The 25,184-nt window shown below is 56.5% G+C and carries 4 protein-coding genes; all 4 read right to left on the minus strand.

Annotated elements, in window-relative coordinates; translation table 11 throughout:
• Positions 1–700 precede the first annotated feature (700 nt).
• Positions 701–18,040, minus strand: a complete 17,340-nt coding sequence (locus MKX36_RS21620) for a non-ribosomal peptide synthetase (RefSeq protein WP_340865669.1) — start codon at positions 18,038–18,040, stop codon at positions 701–703.
• Positions 18,041–18,270: 230 nt separating this feature from the next.
• Complete coding sequence (locus MKX36_RS21625; RefSeq protein WP_029514286.1) at positions 18,271–20,004, minus strand: ABC transporter ATP-binding protein; 1,734 nt, start codon at positions 20,002–20,004, stop codon at positions 18,271–18,273.
• Positions 20,001–21,827, minus strand: a complete 1,827-nt coding sequence (locus MKX36_RS21630; protein WP_340865671.1) for an ABC transporter ATP-binding protein — start codon at positions 21,825–21,827, stop codon at positions 20,001–20,003. The genes MKX36_RS21625 and MKX36_RS21630 overlap by 4 nt, the downstream gene beginning before the upstream one ends.
• Positions 21,817–25,125 (minus strand): non-ribosomal peptide synthetase, encoded by a 3,309-nt coding sequence (locus MKX36_RS21635; RefSeq protein WP_340865673.1) that lies wholly within the window; start codon positions 25,123–25,125, stop codon positions 21,817–21,819. The genes MKX36_RS21630 and MKX36_RS21635 overlap by 11 nt, the downstream gene beginning before the upstream one ends.
• Positions 25,126–25,184: the final 59 nt, after the last annotated feature.

The raw sequence follows: 25,184 nt of genomic DNA on the forward strand, positions 1-25,184 counted from the left end.
TTGCTCACAAGAGGGGCTACCGAGTACATAGCGGTAGCCCCTCTTAAAAACGCCATATTGTCGACTCTCTGTTGCTACTCGTTTTTTGTTGCGCTATTGAGAGACATCGCAGCAGCTGCGATGTCGCGCGCTGCCCAATAGCTATTCGGCACATCCTTCCAAGTTAATTGGAACTGCCCATTTAGCGGCTTGCGGTTTCGATTCCAAGCCTAGCATTCCTGTTGAAATTCCTTACTCAGAACGTCGTCGGCTATCTCTTTCAGCCCTTCCTGCGGCCTATTTCGGCCATTGTATTTCGGAACTTTTCCCCTATGAGGTAGTAGTAAACGAGTAGCCGCGGCGCACGTTTTAGATATCTGTATTTCTTCCTGTAGTCTTCGTGTGCCTTTTGTTGTTCTTCTGGTGTCATAGTCAAAAAATTAAACTCGTCTGCAACGATCGGCAATTACTTCTTTTCGTTTTTCGGGTATTCGGATTTTATGGTGGAATTATCTCTGTTTAAATGGTTTGATTCTTAGTATACCAAAGGTAAACTACGATTTCTGTTGTGTTTTGTCGATTTTCCAATAAACCGAAATAGTTACTCAGTGGCACTTGACGTCAGATTCCTGTGGTGGATTTTTCTTTTTCATTTTAAAAAAAACACCCGGCAGGATGCGTACCGAGAGAAATACGGCATACACCCAAGCCGGGTAAGGGATTAGAAAATAATATCAATGGCCTCTAGCACATCTTGCTCCTGTTCGGATTGCCCGTTCAGGGAAATATCCTTCAACAGCACCGAAGGCTGTTCGCAAATTTGGGTGATGATTACGAGCAGGTCCTGAGCGAAATTGTCGATCAGATTGCGCGTAAACAACTTGGTGGCATATTCAAACTGTCCGTTCATTCCCTCATCCAGCAACGAAATGACCAAGGTAAGATCAAATTGGGAAACCGTATGAGTTTCCGGATAAGATTCGATCTTGATATCCCCGAAGCTTTGAACGTTATCTTCCTTGGTTTCCAGAGCAAACATGACATCGAATACAGGATTGCGGCTTTGATCTCGCGGCACCTGCAGCTTTTTCACAAGCTCCTCGAACGGATAATCCTGGTGGTCGTAGGCCCCCAGCATCGTTTCTTTGACTTCGTTCAAATAAGCGAGGAACGCCTTCTCCCCGGACGGATAATGGCGAATCGCCAAAGTGTTGACAAACATTCCGATGAGCGGCTCCAGGTCGGCATGTGTGCGGCCCGAAACCGGCATGCCTACAATGAAGTCTTCTTGTCCCGAGTACTTGCTGAGCAGGATTGAATAGGCCGCCAATAACACCATATAAAGGGTGGCACCGTTCTCATCGGCGATGCGCTGCAAGCTGTCGGTCATCTGCTTGTCGATGCTGAAAGGCAGCACATCTCCCTCAAAGCTGCGAGCGGCAGGTCTGACAAAGTCCGTAGGCAGTTCAAGCGTCGGCAGTTCGCCTTCCAGCACGTCCAGCCAGTAGGCTTCCTGACGTTTCAGCCGCTCTTTTACAGGTTCTGACTGCTGCCAAGCGGCGAATTCCTTGTATTGAATCCGAAGCGGCTCCAGAGTCTCACCGTTATACAAGCGCAGCAGCTCTTCGACGAAGATGCCCATCGACATGCCATCCGTGACGATATGATGAATGTCCAGCATGAGCAGATGCCGTTCCGCTTCCCATTCGACTAAGCCCACACGCAGCAGCGGCGGCCGCTCCAAATCAAAGACGCGCACAAAGCCGTCTACGATGCTCTTCGTTTCACTTTCCGTCGCTTTCGTATATTCGACGGCAAACTTCAAGTCCGGATAAATCCGTTGTACCGGTTCGCCGTCGACCATTTCGAAGCCGGTTCGCAAAATTTCGTGACGAGCTATCAATCCTTTGAGCGCCGCCTCGAATTGATTCCGTTCCAATCGCCCGACGAGAACCGTCATGCCGGACATGTTGTAGCTAAGCTCGGCGCCTTCCATCTGCTGCTGGATGTACAGCCGTTTTTGCACGGAGGAAAGCGGATAGTAATCCCTCTTATCCAGAACCGGAATGGAGAGGTGTTCCTGCCGCTCCAATTGGCTGATCGCCTCGGCCATCGCTTCGATGGTCGAGTGCCGGAACACATCGCGCAGTGGCAGGTCCACACTCAGTTCCTTGTGCACCTTGCTGACTAGCGTCGTCGCCCGCAGGGAGTGCCCGCCGAGGTCGAAGAAGTTGTCCGTCACGCCAATCGTGACCGGCCCGAGCACGCCCTGCCAGATGACGACCAGTTTCGCCTCCAGTTCGGTGCGCGGCGCCACGTATTCGCGGCCTGCGCTTGCTCCCCCTTCCGGCGCCGGCAGCGCCTTCCGGTCGATTTTCCCGTTCGGCGTCAGAGGCAGGCGCTCCAGCTCGACGAAGTACGACGGGATCATGTAACCCGGCAGCTCGCTGGAGATCGCCCGTTTCAGGTCTGCCACCGTCAGTTCGCCATCCGTTGTGTAGTACGCGCACAGCGCTTTCTGCCCGTTCGCGTCACTTCGAACCAGCACCACCGCTTCGCGCACGCCTTCCACCCGCAGCAGCTGCGACTCGATCTCCCCCGTCTCAATCCGGTACCCCCGGATCTTCGCCTGGTTGTCGATCCGGCCGATGAAGTCCACGTTCCCGTCTTCCATCCACCGGGCCAAGTCTCCCGTGCGGTACAACCGCTCGCCCGCGGCGAACGGGCTGTCTACGAACTTCTCTTCCGTCAGCTCCGGACGGTTCAAGTACCCGCGCGCCACTCCGACTCCGCCGATGACCAGCTCGCCCAGCACCCCGACCGGCACCGGATTCAGGTGCGCGTCCACGATGTAGAACTTGGCGTTCAGCCACGCTTTGCCGATCGGCACATGGCCTGTCTGCGGCAGCTTCGCCAGCTCCTCGTCGTAGAAGCTGGAGTCGATCGCCGCTTCCGTCACGCCGTATGCGTTGATGATCCGGAACAACGAGCCGAAGCGTTCCTGCAAGGTCCGGTAATCCGCCACGCTGCAGCTGTCCGAGCTCGTGATCAACAGCTCCATCCAGCTCATATCGAGCCGCTGCTCGTGCACATACTCCAGGAACGGCACGATCAGCGCTGGCGTCGATTCGAAGATCGTCACTTGCTGCTGGCTGATCCAGTAGTGCAGACGAGACGGATCGATCCGGTCGTCCTTCGGCACAATCACCATCGTGCCTCCGTTGTACAGCGTCCGCGCGATATCTCCCACGAACACGTCAAACGAGAAGCTTGCGAGCTGCAGCAGCCGCACCGGGAACTGATTCAACTGGTATTCCCGCCGGTAGCCCGCCGCCGTGTTCACCAGGCTGCGGTGCTCGATCATCACGCCCTTCGGCTTGCCCGTCGTTCCCGACGTATAGATCACGTACGCCAGATCCTCCGGACGGGCTTCATGGAAGCTGTCGGCATTCATCCGCTCCTCGCTGTACGACGCTTCGTCGTCCAGGTACAGCACCGCCGCCAGCGCCAGCTCCTCTTCGCCGAGCCAGGCTTCGGCGCGCTCTCGCAGCAGTGTTTGCGTCAGCAGCACCTTCGCTCCGCTGTCTTCGAGCATGAACCGCACGCGCTCCGCCGGGTAATCCGGGTCGAGCGGCACATACGCCCCGCCCGCTTTCCAGACGGCCAGCACGGCCACCAGCAAGTCCACCGAACGCTCGGCGAGAATGCCGACGATTGTCTCCCGGCCGATGCCGCTTGCGCGCAGCGTGGCCGCCAAACTGTTCGCCCGCTCGTTCAGCTCCGCATACGTCAGCTGGTCATTCTCGTACACGACAGCTGCCGCTTCCGGCGTGCGCTTCGCCTGTTCCTCAAACAGCCGGTGGAACGCGGCCGCAGGAGCCGCTTCCGGCTGCCCCGGGTTAAACGCGCCAAGAATTTGCTCTTTTTCCGCCGGTGTCAAAATGCCCAGCTCGGCAATCGTCGCCGACGGGTTGCGGAGAATGGATTCAAGCAGCTGCAAGTAGTGAGCGGCCAATTTCTCCACTGTTTCGGTTTTATAAAGAGCTGTGGCGTATTCAAACAGATATTCCAAGCCTTCCTCGATCTCCGTGACGTCCAAGCTGAGATCGAATTTCGAAACAATTTCTTCGCTGGCATACGTCGACAAATGGAGTCCGGGGAGCTGGATTTCCAAATTCTCTGTATTCTGCAAAGCAAACATCGTATCGAACAGCGGATTGCGGCTTAAATCGCGAGCCACATTCACCTTATCCACCAGTTCCTCAAACGGATAATTCTGATGTTCAAAAGCGCCCAGCGTCGTCTCCTTGATTTCCTTCAAGTAGTCAAGGAACGTTTTACCGGCAGCCGGATAACTGCGGATGGCCAGGGTATTGACGAACATCCCGATCAGCGGCTGAACGTCGCTGTGATTTCTTCCTGCAATCGGCGTACCGACCACCACGTCTTCTTGCCCTGTATACTTATGCAGTAACATTGTATAACCAGCAAGCAGAACCATGTAAAGCGTTGCGCCGTTCTCGGCTGCAAGCCGTTTCAGACCCTCACTTTTCTCGCTATCCATAAACAATTGCAGCGTGCGGCCCTCGTAGCTCTGCATAGCCGGGCGCGGATAGTCCGTCGGCAATTCCAAAACCGGCAGTTCTCCGCGGAACATGTCGAGCCAGTAGGCTTCCTGCTTGGCAAGCTGAGCTTTCTGCTCGCCCGATTGCTGCCATACCGCATAATCTTTGTACTGAATGCGGAGCGGCTCCAACTGCTCCCCGCTGTACAAGCGGACGAACTCTTCGATCAGTACGTCAATCGAAACGCCGTCAGATACGATATGATGCGTATCGAACATTAGAATGTGCCGGTCCGGCGCCAGTTCAGCAAGGCCTACCCGCAGAAGTGGCGGCTTCGCTAGATCAAACGGACGAACGAATTGGCGCACCGTTTCTTCTGCCTGCTCCCCGCTAATCTGCACATATTCCACCTGGAAGGCGGCTTCTTCATAAATCCGCTGAACCGCTTCGCCTTTTACCATCTCAAAGCCGGTACGCAGCGTTTCATGACGAGCTACGAGCCCGCGGAACGCTTCTTCAAACCGCTGCCGGTCGAGCTCCCCTTCGAGCAGCATAGCTCCTGGTATGTTGTAGCTCAGCTCGGCTCCTTCCAGCTGGTTCAAGATATAGAGACGTTTCTGAGCGGAAGAGAGCGGATAATACTCGCTAGGTTCCGCAGCCGGAATAGCCGTGAACGAGCCGATCTCCAGCCGCTCCATAGCCGCGGCCATTTCCTCAACCGTTGAGTAGCGGAATACGTCGCGAAGCGGGAATTCAACGCCTAGCTCCTTATGCATTTTGCTGACAAGCGTCGTCGCCCGCAGGGAGTGCCCGCCGAGGTCGAAGAAGTTGTCCGTTACGCCTACCGCCTTCTCCCGAACAAGCACATCCTGCCAAATGGCGGCCAGCTTCGCCTCCAGTTCGGTGCGCGGCGCCACGTATTCGCGGCCTCCGCCTGCTCCCCCTTCCGGTGCCGGCAGCGCCTTCCGGTCGATCTTTCCGTTCGGCGTCAGAGGCAGGCGCTCCAGCTCCACGAAGTACGACGGGATCATGTACCCCGGCAGCTCGCTGGCAATCGCCCGCTTCAGATCCGCCGCTGTCAAGCCTTCTTCCGCTGTATAATAAGCGCACAAAGCTTTCTGACCTTCTTGATCTTCCCTGACGACGACGACCGCTTCCTTCACGCCACCTACACTCAGCAGCTTCGCTTCGACTTCACCCGTCTCAATCCGGTACCCCCGGATTTTCACCTGGTTGTCGATCCGGCCGATGAAGTCCACGTTCCCGTCTTCCATCCACCGCGCCAAGTCTCCCGTGCGGTACAGCCGCTCGCCCGCGGCGAACGGGCTGTCTACGAACTTCTCTTCCGTCAGCTCCGGACGGTTCAAGTACCCGCGCGCCACTCCGACTCCGCCGATGACCAGCTCGCCCAGCACCCCGACCGGCACCGGATTCAGATGCGCATCCACGATGTAGAATTTCGCATTCAGCCACGCTTTGCCGATCGGCACATTGCCTGTTTGCGGCAGCTTCGCTAGCTCCTCGTCGTAGAAACTGGAGTCGATCGCCGCTTCCGTCACGCCGTATGCGTTGATGATCCGGAACAACGAGCCGAAGCGTTCCTGCAAGGTCCGGTAATCCGCCACGCTGCAGCTGTCCGAACTCGTGATCAACAGCTCCATCCAGCTCATATCGAGCCGCTGCTCGTGCACATACTCCAGGAACGGCACGATCAGCGCTGGCGTCGATTCGAAGATGGTGACCCGCTCCCGCTCAATCCAGTGGTGCAGACGAGACGGATCGATCCGGTCGTCCTTCGGCACAATCACCATCGTGCCTCCGTTGTACAGCGTCCGCGCGATATCTCCCACGAACACGTCGAACGAGAAGCTTGCGAGCTGCAGCAGCCGCACTGGGAACTGATCCAACCGGTATTCCCGCCGGTAGCCCGCCGCCGTGTTCACCAGGCTACGGTGCTCGATCATCACGCCCTTCGGCTTGCCCGTCGTCCCCGACGTATAGATCACGTACGCCAGATCCTCCGGACGGGCTTCATGGAAGCTGTCGGCATTCATCCGCTCCTCGCTGTACGAAGTTTCGTCGTCCAGGTACAGCACCGCCGCCAGCGCCAGCTCCTCTTCGCCGAGCCAGGCTTCGGCGCGCTCTCGCAGCGCCGTTTGCGTCAGCAGCACCTTCGCTCCGCTGTCTTCGAGCATGAACCGCACGCGCTCCGCCGGGTAATCCGGGTCGAGCGGCACATACGCCCCGCCCGCTTTCCAGACGGCCAGCACGGCCACCAGCAAGTCCACCGAACGCTCGGCGAGAATGCCGACGATCGTCTCCCGGCCGATGCCGCTTGTGCGCAGCGTGGCCGCCAAGCGGTTCGCCCGCTCGTTCAGCTCCGCATACGTCAGCCGGTCGTTCTCGTACACGACGGCCGCCGCTTCCGGCGTGCGCTTCGCCTGTTCCTCAAACAGCTGGTGGAACGCAGCCGCAGAAGCCGCTTCCGGCTGCGCCGGGTTAAACGCGCCGAGAATTTGATCTTTTTCCGCCGGTGTCAAAATGCCCAGCTCGGCAATCGTCGCCGACGGGTTACGGAGAATGGATTCAAGCAACTGCAAGTAGTGAGCGGCCAATTTCTCCACTGTTTCGGTTTTATAAAGAGCAGTGGCGTATTCAAACAGATATTCCAAGCCTTCCTCGATCTCTGTGACGTCCAAGCTGAGATCGAATTTAGAAACAATTTCTTCGCTGGCATACGTCGACAAATGGAGTCCGGGAAGCTGGATTTCCAAATTCTCTGTATTCTGCAAAGCAAACATCGTATCGAACAGCGGATTGCGGCTTAAATCGCGAGCCACATTCACCTTATCCACCAGTTCCTCAAACGGATAATTCTGATGTTCAAAAGCGCCCAGCGTCGTCTCCTTGATTTCCTTCAAGTAGTCAAGGAACGTTTTACCAGCAGCCGGATAACTGCGGATGGCCAGGGTATTGACGAACATCCCGATCAGCGGCTGAACGTCGCTGTGATTTCTTCCTGCAATCGGCGTACCGACCACCACGTCTTCTTGCCCTGTATACTTATGCAATAATATTGTATAACCAGCAAGCAGAACCATGTAAAGCGTTGCGCCGTTCTCGGCTGCAAGCCGTTTCAGACCCTCGCTTTTCTCGCTATCCATAAACAATTGCAGCGTGCGGCCCTCGTAGCTCTGCATAGCCGGGCGCGGATAGTCCGTCGGCAATTCCAAAACCGGCAGTTCTCCGCGGAACATGTCGAGCCAGTAGGCTTCCTGCTTGGCAAGCTGAGCTTTCTGCTCGTCCGATTGCTGCCATACCGCATAATCTTTGTACTGAATGCGGAGCGGCTCCAACTGCTCCCCGCTATACAAGCGGACGAGCTCTTCGATCAGTACGTCAATCGAAACGCCGTCAGATACGATATGATGCGTATCGAACATTAGAATGTGCCGGTCCGGCGCCAGTTCAGCAAGGCCTACCCGCAGAAGGGGCGGCTTCGCTAGATCAAACGGACGAACGAATTGGCGCACCGTTTCTTCTGCCTGCTCCTCGCTGATCTGCACATACTCCACCTGGAAGGCGGCTTCTTCGTAAATCCGCTGAACCGCTTCGCCTTTTACCATCTCAAAGCCGGTACGCAGCGTTTCATGACGAGCTACGAGCCCGCGGAACGCTTCTTCAAACCGCTGCCGGTCGAGCTCCCCTTCGAGCAGCATAGCTCCTGGTATGTTGTAGCTCAGCTCGGCTCCTTCCAGCTGGTTCAAGATATAGAGACGTTTCTGAGCAGAAGAGAGCGGATAATACTCGCTAGATTCTGCAGCCGAAATAGCCGTGAACGAGCCGATCTCCAGCCGCTCCATAGCCGCGGCCATTTCTTCAACCGTCGAGTAGCGGAATACGTCGCGAAGCGGGAATTCAACGCCTAGCTCCTTATGCATTTTGCTGACAAGCGTCGTCGCCCGCAGGGAGTGCCCGCCGAGGTCGAAGAAGTTGTCCGTTACGCCTACCGCCTTCTCCCGAACAAGCACATCCTGCCAAATGGCGGCCAGCTTCGCCTCCAGTTCGGTGCGCGGCGCCACGTATTCGCGGCCTCCTGCCCCCCCTTCCGGTGCCGGCAGCGCCTTCCGGTCGATCTTTCCGTTCGGCGTCAGAGGCAGGCGCTCCAGCTCCACGAAGTACGACGGGATCATGTACCCCGGCAGCTCGCTGGCAATCGCCCGCTTCAGATCCGCCGCTGTCAAGCCTTCTTCCGCTGTATAATAAGCGCACAAAGCTTTCTGACCTTCTTGATCTTCCCTGACGACGACGACCGCTTCCTTCACGCCACCTACACTCAGCAGCTTCGCTTCGACTTCGCCTGTCTCAATCCGGTACCCCCGGATTTTCACCTGGTTGTCGATCCGGCCGATGAAGTCCACGTTGCCGTCCGACATCCAGCGCGCCAGGTCGCCTGTCCGGTACAGCCGCTCCCCAGTGGCGAACGGGCTGTCTACGAATTTCTCCGCCGTCAAATCCGGGCGGTTCAAGTACCCGCGCGCCACTCCGACTCCGCCGATGACCAGCTCGCCCAGCACCCCGACCGGCACCGGGTTCAGATGCGCGTCCACGATGTAGAATTTCGCATTCAGCCACGCTTTGCCGATCGGCACATTGCCTGTTTGCGGCAGCTTCGCTAGCTCCTCGTCGTAGAAACTGGAGTCGATCGCCGCTTCCGTCACGCCGTATGCGTTGATGATCCGGAACAACGAGCCGAAGCGTTCCTGCAAGGTCCGGTAATCCCCCACGCTGCAGCTGTCCGAACTCGTGATCAACAGCTCCATCCCGCTCATATCCAGCCGCTGCTCGTGCACATACTCTAGGAACGGCACGATCAGCGCTGGCGTCGATTCGAAGATGGTGACCCGCTCCCGCTCAATCCAGTGGTGCAAACGAGACGGATCGATCCGGTCGTCCTTCGGCACAATTACCATGGTGCCGCCGTTGTACAGCGTCCGCGCAATGTCGCCGACGAACACGTCGAACGAGAAGCTGGCGAGCTGCAGCAGCCGCACCGGGAACTGATCCAGGCGGTAGTCCCGACGGTAGCCCGCCGCCGTGTTCACCAGGCTGCGATGCTCGATCATCACGCCCTTCGGCTTGCCCGTCGTACCGGAGGTGTAGATGACGTAAGCCAAATCGCGCGGCTTGTTCACATTCGCCGGATTCGACGCGAGATCTGCCGCTAGTACGTTCTTCTCGGCTTCTGCCGTGGCGGACGTTTCGGCAGCAGCCGCTTGCGCCAAAGCCTCCACCTCTGCGCCTGCTTCGCCCAAAGCTTGTACACACACAGCCGCTTCCGCCGCTCCGAGGCTGTACGTCGCGGCGTCGTCAAGCGCAAGCACCGTTTGCAGCACTAGAGCTCCGTCGCTGCGCCAAGCTTCCGTCTGCTCCAGCAGGCGGGTCTGCGTAAGCAGCACCGACGCCCCGCTGTCCGCGAGCATATACTCGATCCGCTCCGCCGGATAGTCCGGGTCGAGCGGCACATAAGCGCCGCCCGCTTTCCATACGGCGAGCACCCCGATCAACAGCTCCGCCGAACGATCGGCCAGAATGCCGACCACCTGCTCCGGCTTCACCCCGCGCGCCCGCAGTGCATACGCCAGACGATTCGCTTTGGCGTTCAGCTCCGCATACGTCAGCTTGCTGTCTTCGTAGACAACCGCCAGCGCTTCCGGAGTGCGCTCCGCCTGCTCCTCGAACAGCTCGTGGAACGTTCTCTCTCTCCACGACTCATCCGCTTCTAAACCTGTACCCTCTGCGGCGGGTTGCTTCGCAAGAGCCGAAGACGACACGTCAAACCCGACCAGCAAATCATGTTTTTCGCTGTCCGTCAAGAAATCCAAATCCGAAATCCGCGCACCCGGCTGAGCCAAGATCGACGTCAAAAGCTGCTCGTAATGACCTGCCAGCCGTACCACCGTTTCCTGTCTAAACAACGAAGTAGCGTACTCGATCTTGCAAACCAGTTCGTTATCGACTTCCACGATATCAAAGCTAAGGTCAAACTTTGCCGTCTTTTCCTCGATGTCGAACAGCGACCATTGCAAGCCTTCCAGGGTTAAATCCAAGCTTTCGTGCTTTTGCAAAGAAAACATGGTGTCAAACAGAGGATTCCGGCTTAAATCCCGGCTCACCTGAAGAGCTTCCACCAGCTCCTCGAACGGATAGTCTTGGTGCTCGTAGGCTCCAAGCGTTGTTTCCTTCACTTCCTGCAAGTAATCCAGGAACGTCCGCTCCGCCGCCGGACCCAAGCGAAGGGCCAGCGTATTGACGAACATGCCGATAATCGGCTGCAGGTCGGCGTGAGAACGGGCGGCAATCGGAGTGCCAACCACTATATCTTCCTGTCCCGCGTATTTATGAAGCAATACGGAGTACGCAGCCAGCAGAAGCATGTACAGCGTCGCCCCTGAATCGCCGGCCAGCCGTTTGAGAGCTTCGCTTTTCTCCGCATCCAGCGTAAACGTGAGCGTTTGACCGTCAAACTGCTGCACGGCCGGGCGGGAGAAGTCGAGAGGCAGCTCAAGAACCGGAAGCTCGGAGCTGAATACCCCACGCCAGTATTCCTCCTGCCGTTTGATGCGCTGGCGCTGCTCCTCGGATTGCTGCCAAACGGCGTAATCCTTGTATTGAATCCGCAGCTCCGGCAATTCTTCCCCATTGTAAAGCCGCACGAATTCGCGCAGCAGCACGTCCATGGAAAGGCCGTCGGAACCAATATGATGAATATCCAGCGCGAGCAGGAATTTCTCTTTCTCCAGTTCGATCAGCAGGGCGCGCAGCAAAGGCGGCTGGGTCAAGTCAAAAGGCTGAATGAAGCCTTCAAGAATGGCCGCAACCTGATCTTCGCTTGCTTGAAGCTTTTCGACCTTGAAAGCTACGAGCGGATGAATACGCTGAACCGGCTCCCCATTCACGATTTCAAAACCGGTGCGCAGCATATCATGCCGGGCCACCAAAGTAGTCAGCGCCTTTTCCACTTTGGCCTCGTTCAAAGCCCCTTCCAACTGCAAGGCACTTGGGAGGTTGTAATTCAGCTCCGAGCCATCCAGCTGGTGCAGGACGTACAGCCTTTTTTGCGCGGAGGAAACCGGATAGTACGCTTTCTCTTCCGCTTTCGGAATTGAGCTGTGCCGCGTTTCTTCCAAGCTGGCAATAGCCCCGGCCATCGACTCTACCGTCGTATAGCGGAACACATCGCGCAGCGGAAGTTCGACGTTCATTTCCTTCTGAATCTTGCTGACAAGGTTCGTCGCCCGCAAGGAGTGGCCTCCGAGCTCGAAGAAATTGTCCAGGACTCCAATGCCGGAGTAGCCCAGCACTTCCTCCCAGATCTTCACAAGCTGGGACTCCATCCGGTTACGCGGTGCTACATATTCGACGCCCGTCTGCAAGCTGCCTTGCGGTTCCGGCAGCGCTTTGCGGTCTACTTTGCCGTTGGCCGTCAGCGGCATGCGCTCCAGCTGCACGAAGTACGACGGGATCATGTACCCCGGCATTCCCTGGGCCAGCGAGGTTCTCATTTCGCTGACCGTCAGTGTCCGATCCGCCACAAAGTAGGCGACAAGCGCCTTCTCGCCCCCGCCGTCCTGACGGGCAAGCACCACCGCTTCTTCCACGCCCTCGACGTTCAGCAGCTGCGTCTCGATTTCGTCCAGCTCGATTCGGTACCCGCGGATTTTGACCTGGTGATCGATCCGGCCCAGGTATTCGATGTTGCCGTCCGGCAGCCAAGCCGCCAAGTCGCCCGAGCGGTACAGTTTCTCCCCCTCCGCAAACGGGGAATCGACGAACTTCTCCGCCGTCAGATCCGGGCGGTTCAGGTATCCTCTCGCAAGGCCTTCCCCGGCCACGTACATTTCGCCCGCTACACCGATCGGCACAGGCCGGCGGTTTTCATCAAGGACGTACACCCTCAGCGTCGGGATCGGCTTGCCGATATTGCTCTTCGCCGCCTCCATTTCGACCCACGTGATTTCCTTATACGTCACGTGAACAGTCGTCTCGGTAATGCCGTACATATTGATCAGCTTCGTCTCCGGGTACTTCGTCTTGAAGCCCTTGAGCAGCAGCGGACTCAGCGCTTCGCCCCCGAAGATGACGTTGCGAATCCGCAAATCGTATGGATGGTCCGTCAAGACCTCGCGCAGCAGCTGGTAGAAGTACGTTGGCGTCTGGTTCAAAATGGTAACCTGTTCGCGGCCCAGCAGCGCCAGGAAATCGGCCGGATTTTTCGCCGTGAACGGCGGTACGATGACCAGCTTGCCTCCGTACAGCAGCGCTCCGTACATTTCCCAAACGGAGAAATCGAAGCAGAACGAGTGGAACAGCGTCCACGTGTCGGACGGCCCGAAGTCGAACAGGTTTTTGTCATTGAACAGGAGGCGCACGACGTTCTTATGCTCGATCAGCGTTCCTTTTGGTCTGCCGGTCGTTCCCGACGTGTAGATGACATAAGCCAGGTTGAGCGGCCCGGAAATCGGCTCCAGGTTCGAAGCGTCCAGCGCACCTTCGGAGTCCGCCCCTCTGTCGCCCCAAACGAAATCGTCCAATTCGAGGCGCGTTCCTACGAAGTCGGTCTTCTCGTGCAGATGCTTTTGAATCAGCAATAACGGCGCACCCGAATCCTCGATCATGAAGCGAATGCGCTCCTCCGGGTAGTCGGGATCGACAGGCACGTATGCTCCGCCCGCTTTGAGAATCGCCAGAATGCCGACGACCATATCGAGCGAGCGTTCGGCCAGAATCGCTACCAGCTGGTCCGCTTCTACTCCCGTCTCCCGCAGCTTCCGCGCAAGGCGGTTGGATCGCTCGTTCAGCTCGCGGTAGGTCAGCTGCCGCTCGTTCATGACGGCGGCCACGTTGTCCGGGTAAAGCTCCGCCTGCTCTTCGAACAAGCCGTGAATCGTCTGCTGCCGCGGGTAGTCCGCCTCTGAATCGTTGAAACCGCGCATCAGCTCGCGGATTTCCTCCTCCGTGAGCATTTCCAGCGAGGCAATATCCCCGTCCGGCGCTGCTGCGATGGTTTCGAGCAGCTTGTCATAATGTCTGGCGAACCGCTCCGCGGTCTCCTGTTTATACAAAGCCGTAGCGTACTCCAACCGACATTCGAGCTGACCGTCCATCTCCGAAATGTCCAAGAGCAGCTCGAACTTGGATGTTCGGTTTTCCAGCGGATAAAACGATTGCTCCAGCCCCTCGATGACAATTTGCTCGTTCTCCGTATTTTGTAGGGAGAAGAACGTGTCAAAGAGCGGATTCCGGCCGGTCGCGCGCGGAATGTGAAGACTTTCTACCAAGTCTTCGAACAAATAATTTTGGTGTTCGAAAGCCCCGAGCGTGATATCCTTGATTTCTTCCAGGTACGAAAGGTACGGCTTGGAACGCTCCGGACGGCTGCGAATGGCCAGCGTGTTGATAAACATCCCTACGATCGGCTGCACTTCTTCCTGCGTTCTTCCGGCAATCGGCGTTCCTACGATCAGATCCTCCTGACCCGAATATTTATGCATAAGGATGGTGTAAGCCGACAGCAGCACCATGTACAGGGTCGTCCCTGTCCGTGCCGCTAGTTCTTTCAGCTTCTCCGTCCGATCTTTCTCGATATAAAACTTCACGGTTCGGCCGTCAAAGCTTTGCACCGCAGGCCGCGGGAAGTCCGTCGGTAGCTCCAAAACCGGCAGCTCGCCCGACAGCTGTTCCAGCCAATACTCCTTCTGCGGCTGGAGCATCTGCCCGTAAGCTTCGGAATGCTGCCAAACGGCATAATCTTTGTATTGAATGCGCAGCGGGGCCAGCTCCTCGCCCCGATACAGGCGGCTGAACTCGTCGAAGAGCAGCGCTGTCGAAATGCCGTCCGAGACGATATGGTGCATATCGAACAGCAGAATGTGGCGATCCTCGGCGACTTCGATCAAGCCGATGCGGAGAAGTGGTGGCTTAGTCAGATCAAACGGGTGATAGTAAGCTTCCACCACTTGCTCCACTTCCCGCTCGCTCGCTTGGAAATAATCTACAGCAAAATCCAACTCGTCATAGATGCGCTGGACAAGCTCGCCTTGAACCTGCTCGATCCCGGTACGCAGCGTCTCATGGCGCTGAATCAGCGCCCGGAACGCGTGCTCGACGCGCGTGCGGTCCAGCTTGCCTTCGAGAAGAAGCGCCGCCGACATATTGTAGCTGCGCTCGGCCCCGTCAAGCTGGCGCAGGACGTACAGACGCTTTTGCTCGGATGAAACCGGATAGCACTCGGCCTCAGCCGCCTTTGTAATCTCATACGTCTCCTGCTGCCTTAAACCGCCGATTCTTTGGGCCAGCTGTTCGATCGTGGTGTAGCGGAAAACTTCCCGCAGCGGAACCTCGACTTGCAGCTCTTTCCTAATCTTGGAAACCAGCGTGGAGGCCCGCAAGGAATGACCACCCAAGTCAAAGAAATCGTCTTGGACTCCAACTCGCGCAATACCCAGTACCTGCTGCCAAATGAGAGCAAGTCTTGTTTCCAGCGTTGTGCGAGGAGCCACATACTCACGGCCTGCTTCTATCTCTCCGGTCGGTTCAGGCAGCGCTTTGCGGTCAATTTTGCCGTTCGGCGTGAGCGGAAGCTTATCAAGAGACACCAGCCGGGCCGGGACCATATGAGCCGGCAGCTCTTGCTTCAATTGGGACAGCAGATCGCTCAGCTGCAAAGAAGCATCCGCCGCCACGTAACCGCACAAATACTTTTGCCCCTGCTCATCCGTACGGTCGGTCACAACAGCCTGCTTGACGCCCGGGAAACGCAGCAGGGCCGTTTCAATTTCGCCGAGTTCGATCCGGAACCCGCGAATTTTCACCTGATAGTCGATCCGGCCGATGAAGTCGACGTTGCCGTCTTCTAGCCAGCGGGCCAAATCGCCTGTCCGGTACAGACGTTCGCCCGGCACAAACGGGCTGTCCGCAAACTTCTCGGCGGTTAGGTCCGGACGGTTCCAGTACCCGCGCGCCACCCCGGCGCCGCCGATGACAAGCTCGCCCGGAACCCCTACAGGAACCGGCTTTAACGCAGCATCGACAATGTAAAACCGGGCGTTCAGCCAAGCTTTGCCGATCGGCACATGACCCGACGGCGGCAGCTTATCCAGCGGCTCACCGTAAAAGCTGCTGTCAATGGCCGCTTCGGTAACGCCATAGCTGTTGATGATGCGGAATTGTCCGCCGAATCTTTCCTGTAGCAATCGGTAATCGGTGACACTGCAAGCATCCGAGCTGGTAATCAGCAACTGCATGGAGCTAACGTCCAGCCCTTCTTCATAAATATGCTGCATGAACGGCAGGATGAGCGCAGGCGTCGATTCGAATACCGTAATGTTTTGGTCCCGAATCCAGCCGTATAAGAGGTTCGGATCAATCCGGTCATCCTTCGGCACAATCACCATCGTGCCTCCGTTATACAGCGTCCGCGCGATGTCTCCGACAAACACGTCAAACGAGAAGCTGGCCAGCTGCAGCAGCCGCACCGGAAACTGATCCAACCGGTACTCGCGACGGTACGCATCCGCCGTATTCACGAGACTACCGTGCTCAATCATGACGCCTTTCGGGCGCCCCGTCGTACCCGAGGTGTAAATCACATAAGCCAAGTCTTGCGGGGCGCTGTCGGCAGATTCAAATTCCACGGCTAAGGCATCCCCGTTATAAATCTGTTCATCGTCCATGGCATAGACAGCTTGAAGCTTCAGCCGGTCATCGGCCAACCAACCTCCGGCCCGCTCCAACAGATGACGCTGCGTAAGCAGCACCGATGCATCGCTATCGCTGAGCATGTACTCAATCCGCTCCGCGGGATAATCGGGGTCCAGCGGTACATAGGCTCCGCCGGCTTTCCAAACGGCGAGCACCCCGACCAGCAGTTCCACCGAACGCTCCGCCCAGATCCCCGTAATCGTCTCCCTTCCCACGCCCTGTTCGCGAAGGAGAGAAGCCAGCCGCTCGGCGCGTTCGTTCAATTCGCTGTAGGTCAGCTGTTTGTCCATGTAGACGACTGCCGGATGATCCGGAATTTCCCGGGCAAACTTTTCAACATACCGATGAAACGCTTCTCCCTCGCTCAGCCCTGCCACCGGCGGGTTAAAAACATTGAGAACGCGGTGTCTCTCCTCATCGCTCAGCAGAGAAATCTCGCGTACCGGCAGTTCGGGACTCTGAAGAAACTGGTCCAGAACGGTTACATACTGTTCCATAATCCGATCAATCTCGGCCTTCTCGAACAGGCCGGTACGATAGGAAGCATGGAGAATTACATGGCCTTCATTCAGCATATGGTCGAAGCGCAGCAGCAAATCGTCCATCTCGTGCCTAGCGAAGTGAGCCTCTAAGCGTACCTTGATTTCCTCGTACTCCACGATTTTCAAAGGCAGATATTCCAGAGACGTGCGGAACAGCCCCGAAAGATCGTTGCGGCCGTGTTGTTCGCGTAAATCCTGGATCAATTGGTTATAAGGGTATTTCTGATACCGCAGATCCGCCGTATTTTCCTTGGAAACCGTTTGGATCAAGGAAAGTACGTGCCCGTCTGGATTCAGACAAATCCGCGTAGCCACGGTGCTGACAAACATGCCGATCGTTTCTTTTTCCTTCTTGCTGGTGCGATTGGCGAAAACCGTGCCGACCGGAACATCGGTGCTGTCGGTCAGTTTGTACAATAAGGCGTACATGGCGGACAAAAATAACGTATATAAGCTGACCTGATATTGTTCGCTGAAGGCCAGAATGCGTTCATACCGGGAACCGTCCAAAGTGATGGACAGTTTATTGGATTCGCTGCCGATCGAGAATGGCGGATACGATTTAATGCCGGTCGTTTCAGGCAAAGTGTTGTACTTTGTCAGCCAGTATTCCTTGCCTTTTTGATAACGCTGCGATTGCTCATATTCACGCTCCGAGGAAATATAATCTAGATAGGAAGGGGGCTGGTAACTGCTGGAGATGCCTTTGCGCAGTTCCAGGTATTTTTCCATCACCGCATGCAGCAAAGCATTGACGGACAAGCCGTCGGCGATAATATGATTTACCGTCAAATTGAGCCATACTTGGCCGTTCGCAAAATGAATAATCGTAAATTGGTAGAGGTGTTCGTCGAACACGCTGGCCGGTTTTTCGCTTACTTCTTTTACCCAAGCATAGAATTGTTCGGTTGTGCCTATTTCGAGGCGGCTTATCCTAGCTTGGACATTCTCCGGCTCTTCGAACCACTGCGTTGGATTTTGCAAATCCCCGCTAATGCGGATTCGGAAAACGTCATAGGTTTTGACGATCTCTGCCGCCGCTTGCTTCAGAAGCTGTGTGTTGATCTCGCCCGTAATCTGGTAGGTCGCGGAAAGCATCGTGATGGACGTTCCCGGATTCATAATTTCCATGAACCATATTCGGCGCTGGGCTTGCGTTAATCCATATTGCTCGTTGGTATCCTCTCTCACATCGACACACTCCCGGTTTAGAGATTCTTTATAGATAGGCTTTGTACCTAGATGTCACTTAGTCACTCTTAGAAGAACCGCGCAGGCCATTCCCGGAACGGCTCCTTCGGACTCTTCCTCCTTTTTCGTGTCTGCGTTTTCTGGTAACTACCGGTTATAAAGTCATACCTTGGATTGCTAAAAGACTCTGTCGCATTCGCGAGCAAGAAGCCGCCCGCCGTAAAGCGGGTCTAGCCGTACAGCCGGGCGTAATAACCTCCGAGCGCAATCAGGTCCTGATGGCAGCCCCGCTCGACGACCGTCCCTTGGTTCATGACGGTAATCAAATCCGCATGTTCCACGGTGCTGAGACGGTGGGCGATCAGGATGGTGGTGCGCCCTTTCATCAATACGTTCAGGGCCTGCTGTACCCAATGCTGGGATTCGTTATCCAGCGCGGAAGTCGCTTCGTCCAGCAGCAGAATCGGGGCATTTTTGAGAATCGCCCGTGCGATCGCAATTCGCTGCCTTTGTCCGCCCGACAACGACGCTCCTCTCTCTCCCACCGGCGTTTTATACTGTTCAGGAAGTTCCTGAATGAAATGGTGAGCGTACGCCGCTTTGGCCGCTTCGATCACTTCTTCATCCGTTGCATCCAGGTTGCCGTAGCGGATGTTTTCCTCAATTGTGCCGGTAAACAAGAACGGCTCCTGCGGAACGTATGCAATCTGCCTGCGGATTTCGTCCAGCGTGTAATGGCCGAACGGTTTGCCTTGGAGCAGGATTTCTCCGCTGTCCACAGGATAAAAGCCGAGCAGCAGCTTGATCAGCGTACTTTTGCCACTGCCGCTGGCCCCCACGATAGCGGCGACCTGTCCGGGAAACACCTGCATGGAGATGTCGACAAGCACCTTTTTATCCGCCTGATAGGAAAATTCCACATCGCGAAACTCCACCGCAGCCTCCGACACGAGCTCGCTGTGAGGAGATCCCAAACGCTCCGGTTCCTCTTCCTCTCTTAGTACTTCTTGAATCCGGTGAGCGCCCGCGAGCGAATTTTGGGTCATCGACAGAACCGTCCCCAAGTTCAACAAGGCGTGCGTCAGATTCACTTGCAAAACCGCCAGGGCGGCGACGCTTCCCATTCCCATCAGTCCGTAGGCATAAAGAAGACTGCCGATGACGATGATGCCGCAGAACGTGACGTAGCTGATAAAATGATTCACCGCAGCCTGCATGCCGTTCTTCTGCGCGGTTTGCCGAAGCGTCTGCGTCATTTGTTCGTTCAACGCCTCGTACTGGCCGTAAATCGTGCGGATGCGGAACAGCTTCACAATTTGAATGCCGCCCATAAAATCTTTGAATTTTTCGGTCATTTTACCGAGCGTTTGCAAGCCTTGTTCGGACAAGGCGCGAATATCCCGCGCAAATTTCAGGCTGACCACGGAGGACAGCAGCAGAATGACGAAGGATACGCCGGCAAACCGCCAATCGATCAACACCATGGAGACAATGGAGCCGATGCAAAAGACAACTTGAAGCAGCAAAACAAAGTAAACCTGCGAGAATGTAAACTCAACGGTCGTTACGTCATTGTTCACCCGCGACAGCAAGTCCCCATGGTGCGTCTGCTCCAGGAATCTCGGCCGCACCCGGCACAGCTTTTCATAAAGACGTTCGCGGATATTCAGCACAGTCAGCTCGACACTGCGCTGGTATAAGTAAATGAACCAGGGAGAAATCACATTTTCCAGGAACAAGGCCGCGCCCAAAATAATAAAGGCTTCCACTATCAGGGACGTATCTCGGGACACGGCGAAATCAACCAAGTTATGTACGACCAAGCTGAAGGCGATCAGGAACAATGTCTGGGTGAGCGCCGTCACTGCCAGGCCAATAGCGTACTGGGTTTTGCGCTTGCGGTTCATAAACATCAGCAAGTAGCTTAGTTCTTTCACTTGCGAGAGCCATCCGCCCTTTTTCATGTGTACGCCACCTCCCTGCGTTCGGCAGACTCGGTAAATTCCTGATAGTACGACTGGGCGTACAGTCCCTTCATCTTCAGCAATTGTTCATGAGTGCCCTTTTCAACAATACTCCCCTGTTCCATGACCCAAATTTCGTCGGCGTTTTGTACTGTAGAAAGCCGGTGGGCAATAATCATCGTCGTTCTCTGCTTCATCAATACGCCCAGCGCTTCCTGAACCGCGCTTTCCGACTCCGGATCAAGAGCCGACGTTGGCTCGTCCAGCAGCAGAACGGGAGCATCCTTCAGAAAAGCCCGGGCCATTGCAATGCGCTGGCGCTGCCCGCCGGACAAAAAGCCTCCGCGCTCTCCGACATACGTCTGGTAGCCGTCAGGAAGCTGCATAATGAAGGAATGCGCCTGAGCGGCTTTGGCGGCTTCGATAATCTCGTCCATCGACGCTACTTCCCGCCCGTAGCCGATATTTTCAGCGATCGTGCCGCTAAACAAATATGAATCCTGGGTTACCACGGAAAAATGCGACCGAAGCTGCTCCGGATCGGCGCCGTGGATCAGGCTGCCGAACACGCGGATCTCGCCCTGGTCCTCCGCAAGCGGATAAAAGCCGCATACAAGCTTAAATACCGTGCTCTTCCCTCCGCCGCTCGCTCCGACAAGCGCGATCGTCTTCCCTTCCGGCACCGAGAAGCTAACATTCCGCAGGATCGGGGAGCTCTCCTCATACCCGAAGGTTACGTTCTGAAACTCGATGGGGGCGGCGCTCGCTTTCGGAAGCGAACGACCATTTTCCATTTCGGTCGGCTGCTCGACGATTTCAGAGACCCTTCTCAGGGCACCGGTCATTTCGAACGTCCGCGTGATGAGCTCGGGAATATGCTCCAGCGGCTCCAGACACAGATTCAGCAAGTACAGGAAGGCGATCAGCTCTCCCGCGCCTAGCTGCCCTTTGTAGATCAAATAGCTTCCGTAACTGACGGCGAAAATGATCGGGCTGATCATCAACGTGGAAAGCAGCGGGTTGACCCAGGCTTCCCGCTTTTTCACGGCCAGCTTTTTTTGGGCCGTCAATTGCAGCAGCACTTGGTAGGAGCGAGATAACATGCCGGATAGCAGGTAGCTTTTTACAATAGGCATGCCCCCAAGCGTATCCTGGAGGTTGACGTTCATTCGGCCCATGTTCGCCTGGGCTTCCTCCGTCAACCGCTCCAACTGCTTGCCGATCCATTGGGAAACCAGCAGCGCTACGGGAAATAACAGCAGGCTGTACAGCATCAGCTCCCATTGGAGGTAGAGCAAATAAGCGAAACAGCCGATGAACAACAGCGGATGATAAAACCACTGGGCGAGGTCCCGAATCATAAACTGCTGGATGAGCTGCAGGTCGTTGTTGATCCGCGACAATACGTCGCCGGAGTGCTGCTTTTCTAAATAGGAGACCGGGAGTTTACCGATATGACGCATGACATGGTTGCGGATATCCTGCACCGCAGAGGCGCTGCTTCGCTCCACGCCGAAGCTCATGAAAAACTTCGCCGGCACACCGATCAAGATGACCACAAAGACCGCGTACACGATTTGCAGAACGATTAGCCCCGCCCCCTTCTCGGCCTGGGTGGTCAACTGCTCGATCAAACCTCCCGTCCATATCTCAATAACGGCGGCGGCAATCGCGGACAAGACACCGACGATCATCCAGCCTTTGTGACGGCTTACATAGGACATCAGCCAGCGGAACGCTTTCCAGGCGGCGTAAGCGGTTTGGCGCTTGAAAGGCGCCGCTGTGCCTTGTTCTTGAACAGACGGCTGTCGGTCAGCTTCCATGCAGTACCCCGGCCTCCGCTTCGATCTGCCGCTTGACTTGCTCTAAGATGTCCCGGATGACGACGGCCGTTTCGTCCACGCGCGCGAGTTCCAGCAATTCCTCGTGCGCGCCCTCCAGCCGGTAATCGGCGTAAGCTTGCGTCGTTGCCCCCCGCCAGGAAGGCAATTGGTGCTCCAGGCGGAACGCTTCGCTGTCCTTCGCAATCAGTTCGTAAATCCGGGCCGGGATCGTGCCGGAATTAATGAGCTGCGCTTCGTACGCCAAGGTCGCTTTGACCTTCCGATGAACCCGCTCCCGTACGAGCGGGTTGCTCATTAATTCCTTCTCTTCTTCGTCGAAATCGGCAAGCGTTTCTTCAAGCTCTTTCTCCGACGTTTCGGAAGGCGTCAGCGTGTGCTTAATCCACGAGTCCACCATAAGCACGTCTGTTACGGAATACCCTCTTTTCTCCATCGTTTTGGCTACCTCGAACGTCAGGTTTCCTCCGAAGCAGTAGCCGAGCAGTACGTAAGGTCCTTCCGGCTGGATGCGGACGATCTCGTCCACATAACGGTTCAGCATGGCCTCGTAATCGACGGCATCGTCGATAAAATCAATGCTGTAGAGCACGGACCGACCGTCGAGCCTGCTTGCGAGCTCTCGGTAACCGATGCCGAAGCCGCTGCCCGGAGGGAAGCAGAACACATTCAGATTTCCTACTTTATTCAGCTTAATGAAGGAGTCTCCCCCTTTATCCAGGCCCAGGTCCCCCTCTCCGAAAGCCATGGCTTCAACTGTTACATTATGGAATTGGCGGTTTAGCGGTATCTCAATGCCCGTTTCATCGTAAACGGCTTGAACGAGCCTCATCAGACTTAACGAATTGCCACCCAACTCAAAAAAGTTATCCTTTACGCCGACCCGCGGAACGCCAAGCGTATCCTGCCAGACGCGGGCGATCTTCATTTCGAGCAGCGTTCTCGGCGCGACATATTCCGCTCCTCGGGCCGCGGCTTCCTCCGGCGCGGGCAGCGCTTTGCGGTCGATTTTCCCGTTCGGGGTCAGCGGCATCCGCGCAAGCTGCACGAGGTGCGAAGGAATCATATACCCCGGAAGCTGCTTGGCGAGCTCCTCCTTGAGTTCATGCACCGCCAGCCTCGTTTCCGCGACGTAGTAAGCGACAAGCTGCTTTTGGCCGTTTGCGTCGTCGCGGTCGAGCACCTTGGCTTCTTGAACGGCGGCGATCTTCAGCAGCTGCGTCTCGATTTCGTCCAGCTCGATCCGGTACCCGCGGATTTTCACCTGATGATCGATCCGGCCCAGGTATTCGATGTTGCCGTCCGGCAGCCAAGCCGCCAAGTCGCCCGAGCGGTACAGTTTCTCCCCCTCCGCAAACGGGGAATCGACGAACTTCTCCGCCGTCAGATCCGGACGGTTCAGGTATCCTCTCGCAAGGCCTTCCCCGGCCACGTACATTTCGCCCGCTACGCCGATCGGCACAGGCCGGCGGTTTTCATCAAGGACGTACACCCTCAGCGTCGGGATCGGCTTGCCGATATTGCTCTTCGCCGCCTCCATTTCGACCCACGTGATTTCCTTATATGTCACGTGAACCGTCGTCTCGGTAATGCCGTACATATTGATCAGCTTCATCTCCGGATACTTCGTCTTGAAGCCCTTGAGCAGCAGCGGACTCAGCGCTTCGCCCCCGAAGATGACGTTGCGAATCCGCAAATCGTACGGATGGTCCGACAAGACCTTACGCAGCAGCTGGTAGAAGTACGTTGGCGTCTGGTTCAAAATGGTAACCTGTTCGCGGCCCAGCAGCGCCAGGAAATCGGCTGGATTTTTCGCTGTGAGCGGCGGTACGATGACCAGCTTGCCTCCGTTCAGCAGCGCTCCGTACATTTCCCAGACGGAGAAATCGAAGCAGAACGAGTGGAACAGCGTCCACGTGTCGGACGGCCCGAAGTCGAACAGATTCTTGTCGTTGAACAGGAGGCGCACGACGTTCTTATGCTCAATCAGCGTTCCTTTTGGTCTGCCGGTCGTTCCCGACGTGTAGATGACATAAGCCAGGTTGAGCGGCCCGGAAATCGGCTCCAGGTTCGAAGCGTCCAGCGCACCTTCGGAGTCCGCCCCTCTGTCGCCCCAAACGAAATCGTCCAATTCGAGGCGCGTTCCTGCGAAGTCGGTCTTCTCGTGCAGATGCTTTTGAATCAGCAATAACGGCGCACCCGAATCCTCGATCATGAAGCGGATGCGCTCCTCCGGGTAGTCGGGATCGACAGGCACGTATGCTCCGCCCGCTTTGAGAATCGCCAGAATGCCGACGACCATATCGAGCGAGCGTTCGGCCAGAATCGCTACCAGCTGGTCCGCTTCTACTCCCGTCTCCCGCAGCTTCCGCGCAAGGCGGTTGGATCGCTCGTTCAGCTCGCGGTAGGTCAGCTGCCGCTCGTTCATGACGGCGGCCACGTTGTCCGGGTAAAGCTCCGCCTGTTCTTCGAACAAGCCGTAAATCGTTTTCCCCCGCTCGAACCCGGTTTCGGTGTCATTAAATCGCTTCAGCAGCGTCTCCCTCTCGTCTGGGGACAGCACATCGGCTTGTCCAAGCTCCAGATCCGGCTGAAATAAAAGCACGGACAGCAGCCGAACAAGATGGTCGGCCGCCTGTTCTACAAATGTCCGCTCGTACCGCTGCCCGTCAAAGCTTATTTCCAGCTCGATGGAGTGGTTTTGGCGGTCGAAGCGAAAAACCGTATCGGCCGCCACCCGGTTGCCCAGCGGTTCCGGATGAATCGGGGCGAAGGATGCGACGGTGTTGACGACCGGGAGACCGTCCCCCGTATAGTCCAGATGGAGCGGCTCCACCATTTTCCGAAAAGGCAGGTGCTGATGCTCCAGCGCCTCGCCGATGGAGGCTTTGATGCCCCCGAGCAGCGTTCTCAGCGTAGTCTCGCGGCTTACGGACGTCTTGATCACCAAGATGTCATGCGGCGGCGGCGTCCCGTCGGGGTCTGCGCTATAAGAAGGCATCCCGACCAGCACTTGGTCCCGCCCGGTATATTTGAACAGCAGGCTTTTTACTCCTGCTAAAACAATCATGTACAAAGCCAAATCCGAACCGTTGGCAAGGCAAATGATTCTCTCCGAGATTTCGCTCGGCAGAGTACGGTGAAGCAAACCCGGCTCGGCCGCAGCTTCCCCGTCGGCCGATAATTTGGAGGATTGACTGTAGGGAAGGAAGCTCAGGCTGTCATCGGCGTCAAACTTGCCGCTCCAGTACCGTTCTTCCTTTTCAAACAAAGATTTCATTCGTACCTCCCCTAAAAATGAAGTGACCGCATGCCCCGGCGCAGGTCCGAAAAAGCTTG

It is taken from the genome of Paenibacillus sp. FSL W8-0439 (assembly GCF_038008995.1).
GTDB lineage: Bacteria > Bacillota > Bacilli > Paenibacillales > Paenibacillaceae > Paenibacillus > Paenibacillus polymyxa.

What these genes read in the sequence shown, in the direction of transcription:
- MKX36_RS21625 (WP_029514286.1), bottom strand. Translation starts at nt 20,004, where the DNA reads ATGAAAAAGGGCGGATGGCTCTCGCAAGTGAAAGAACTAAGCTACTTG.
- MKX36_RS21630 (WP_340865671.1), bottom strand. Translation starts at nt 21,827, where the DNA reads ATGGAAGCTGACCGACAGCCGTCTGTTCAAGAACAAGGCACAGCGGCG.
- MKX36_RS21635 (WP_340865673.1), bottom strand. Translation starts at nt 25,125, where the DNA reads ATGAAATCTTTGTTTGAAAAGGAAGAACGGTACTGGAGCGGCAAGTTT.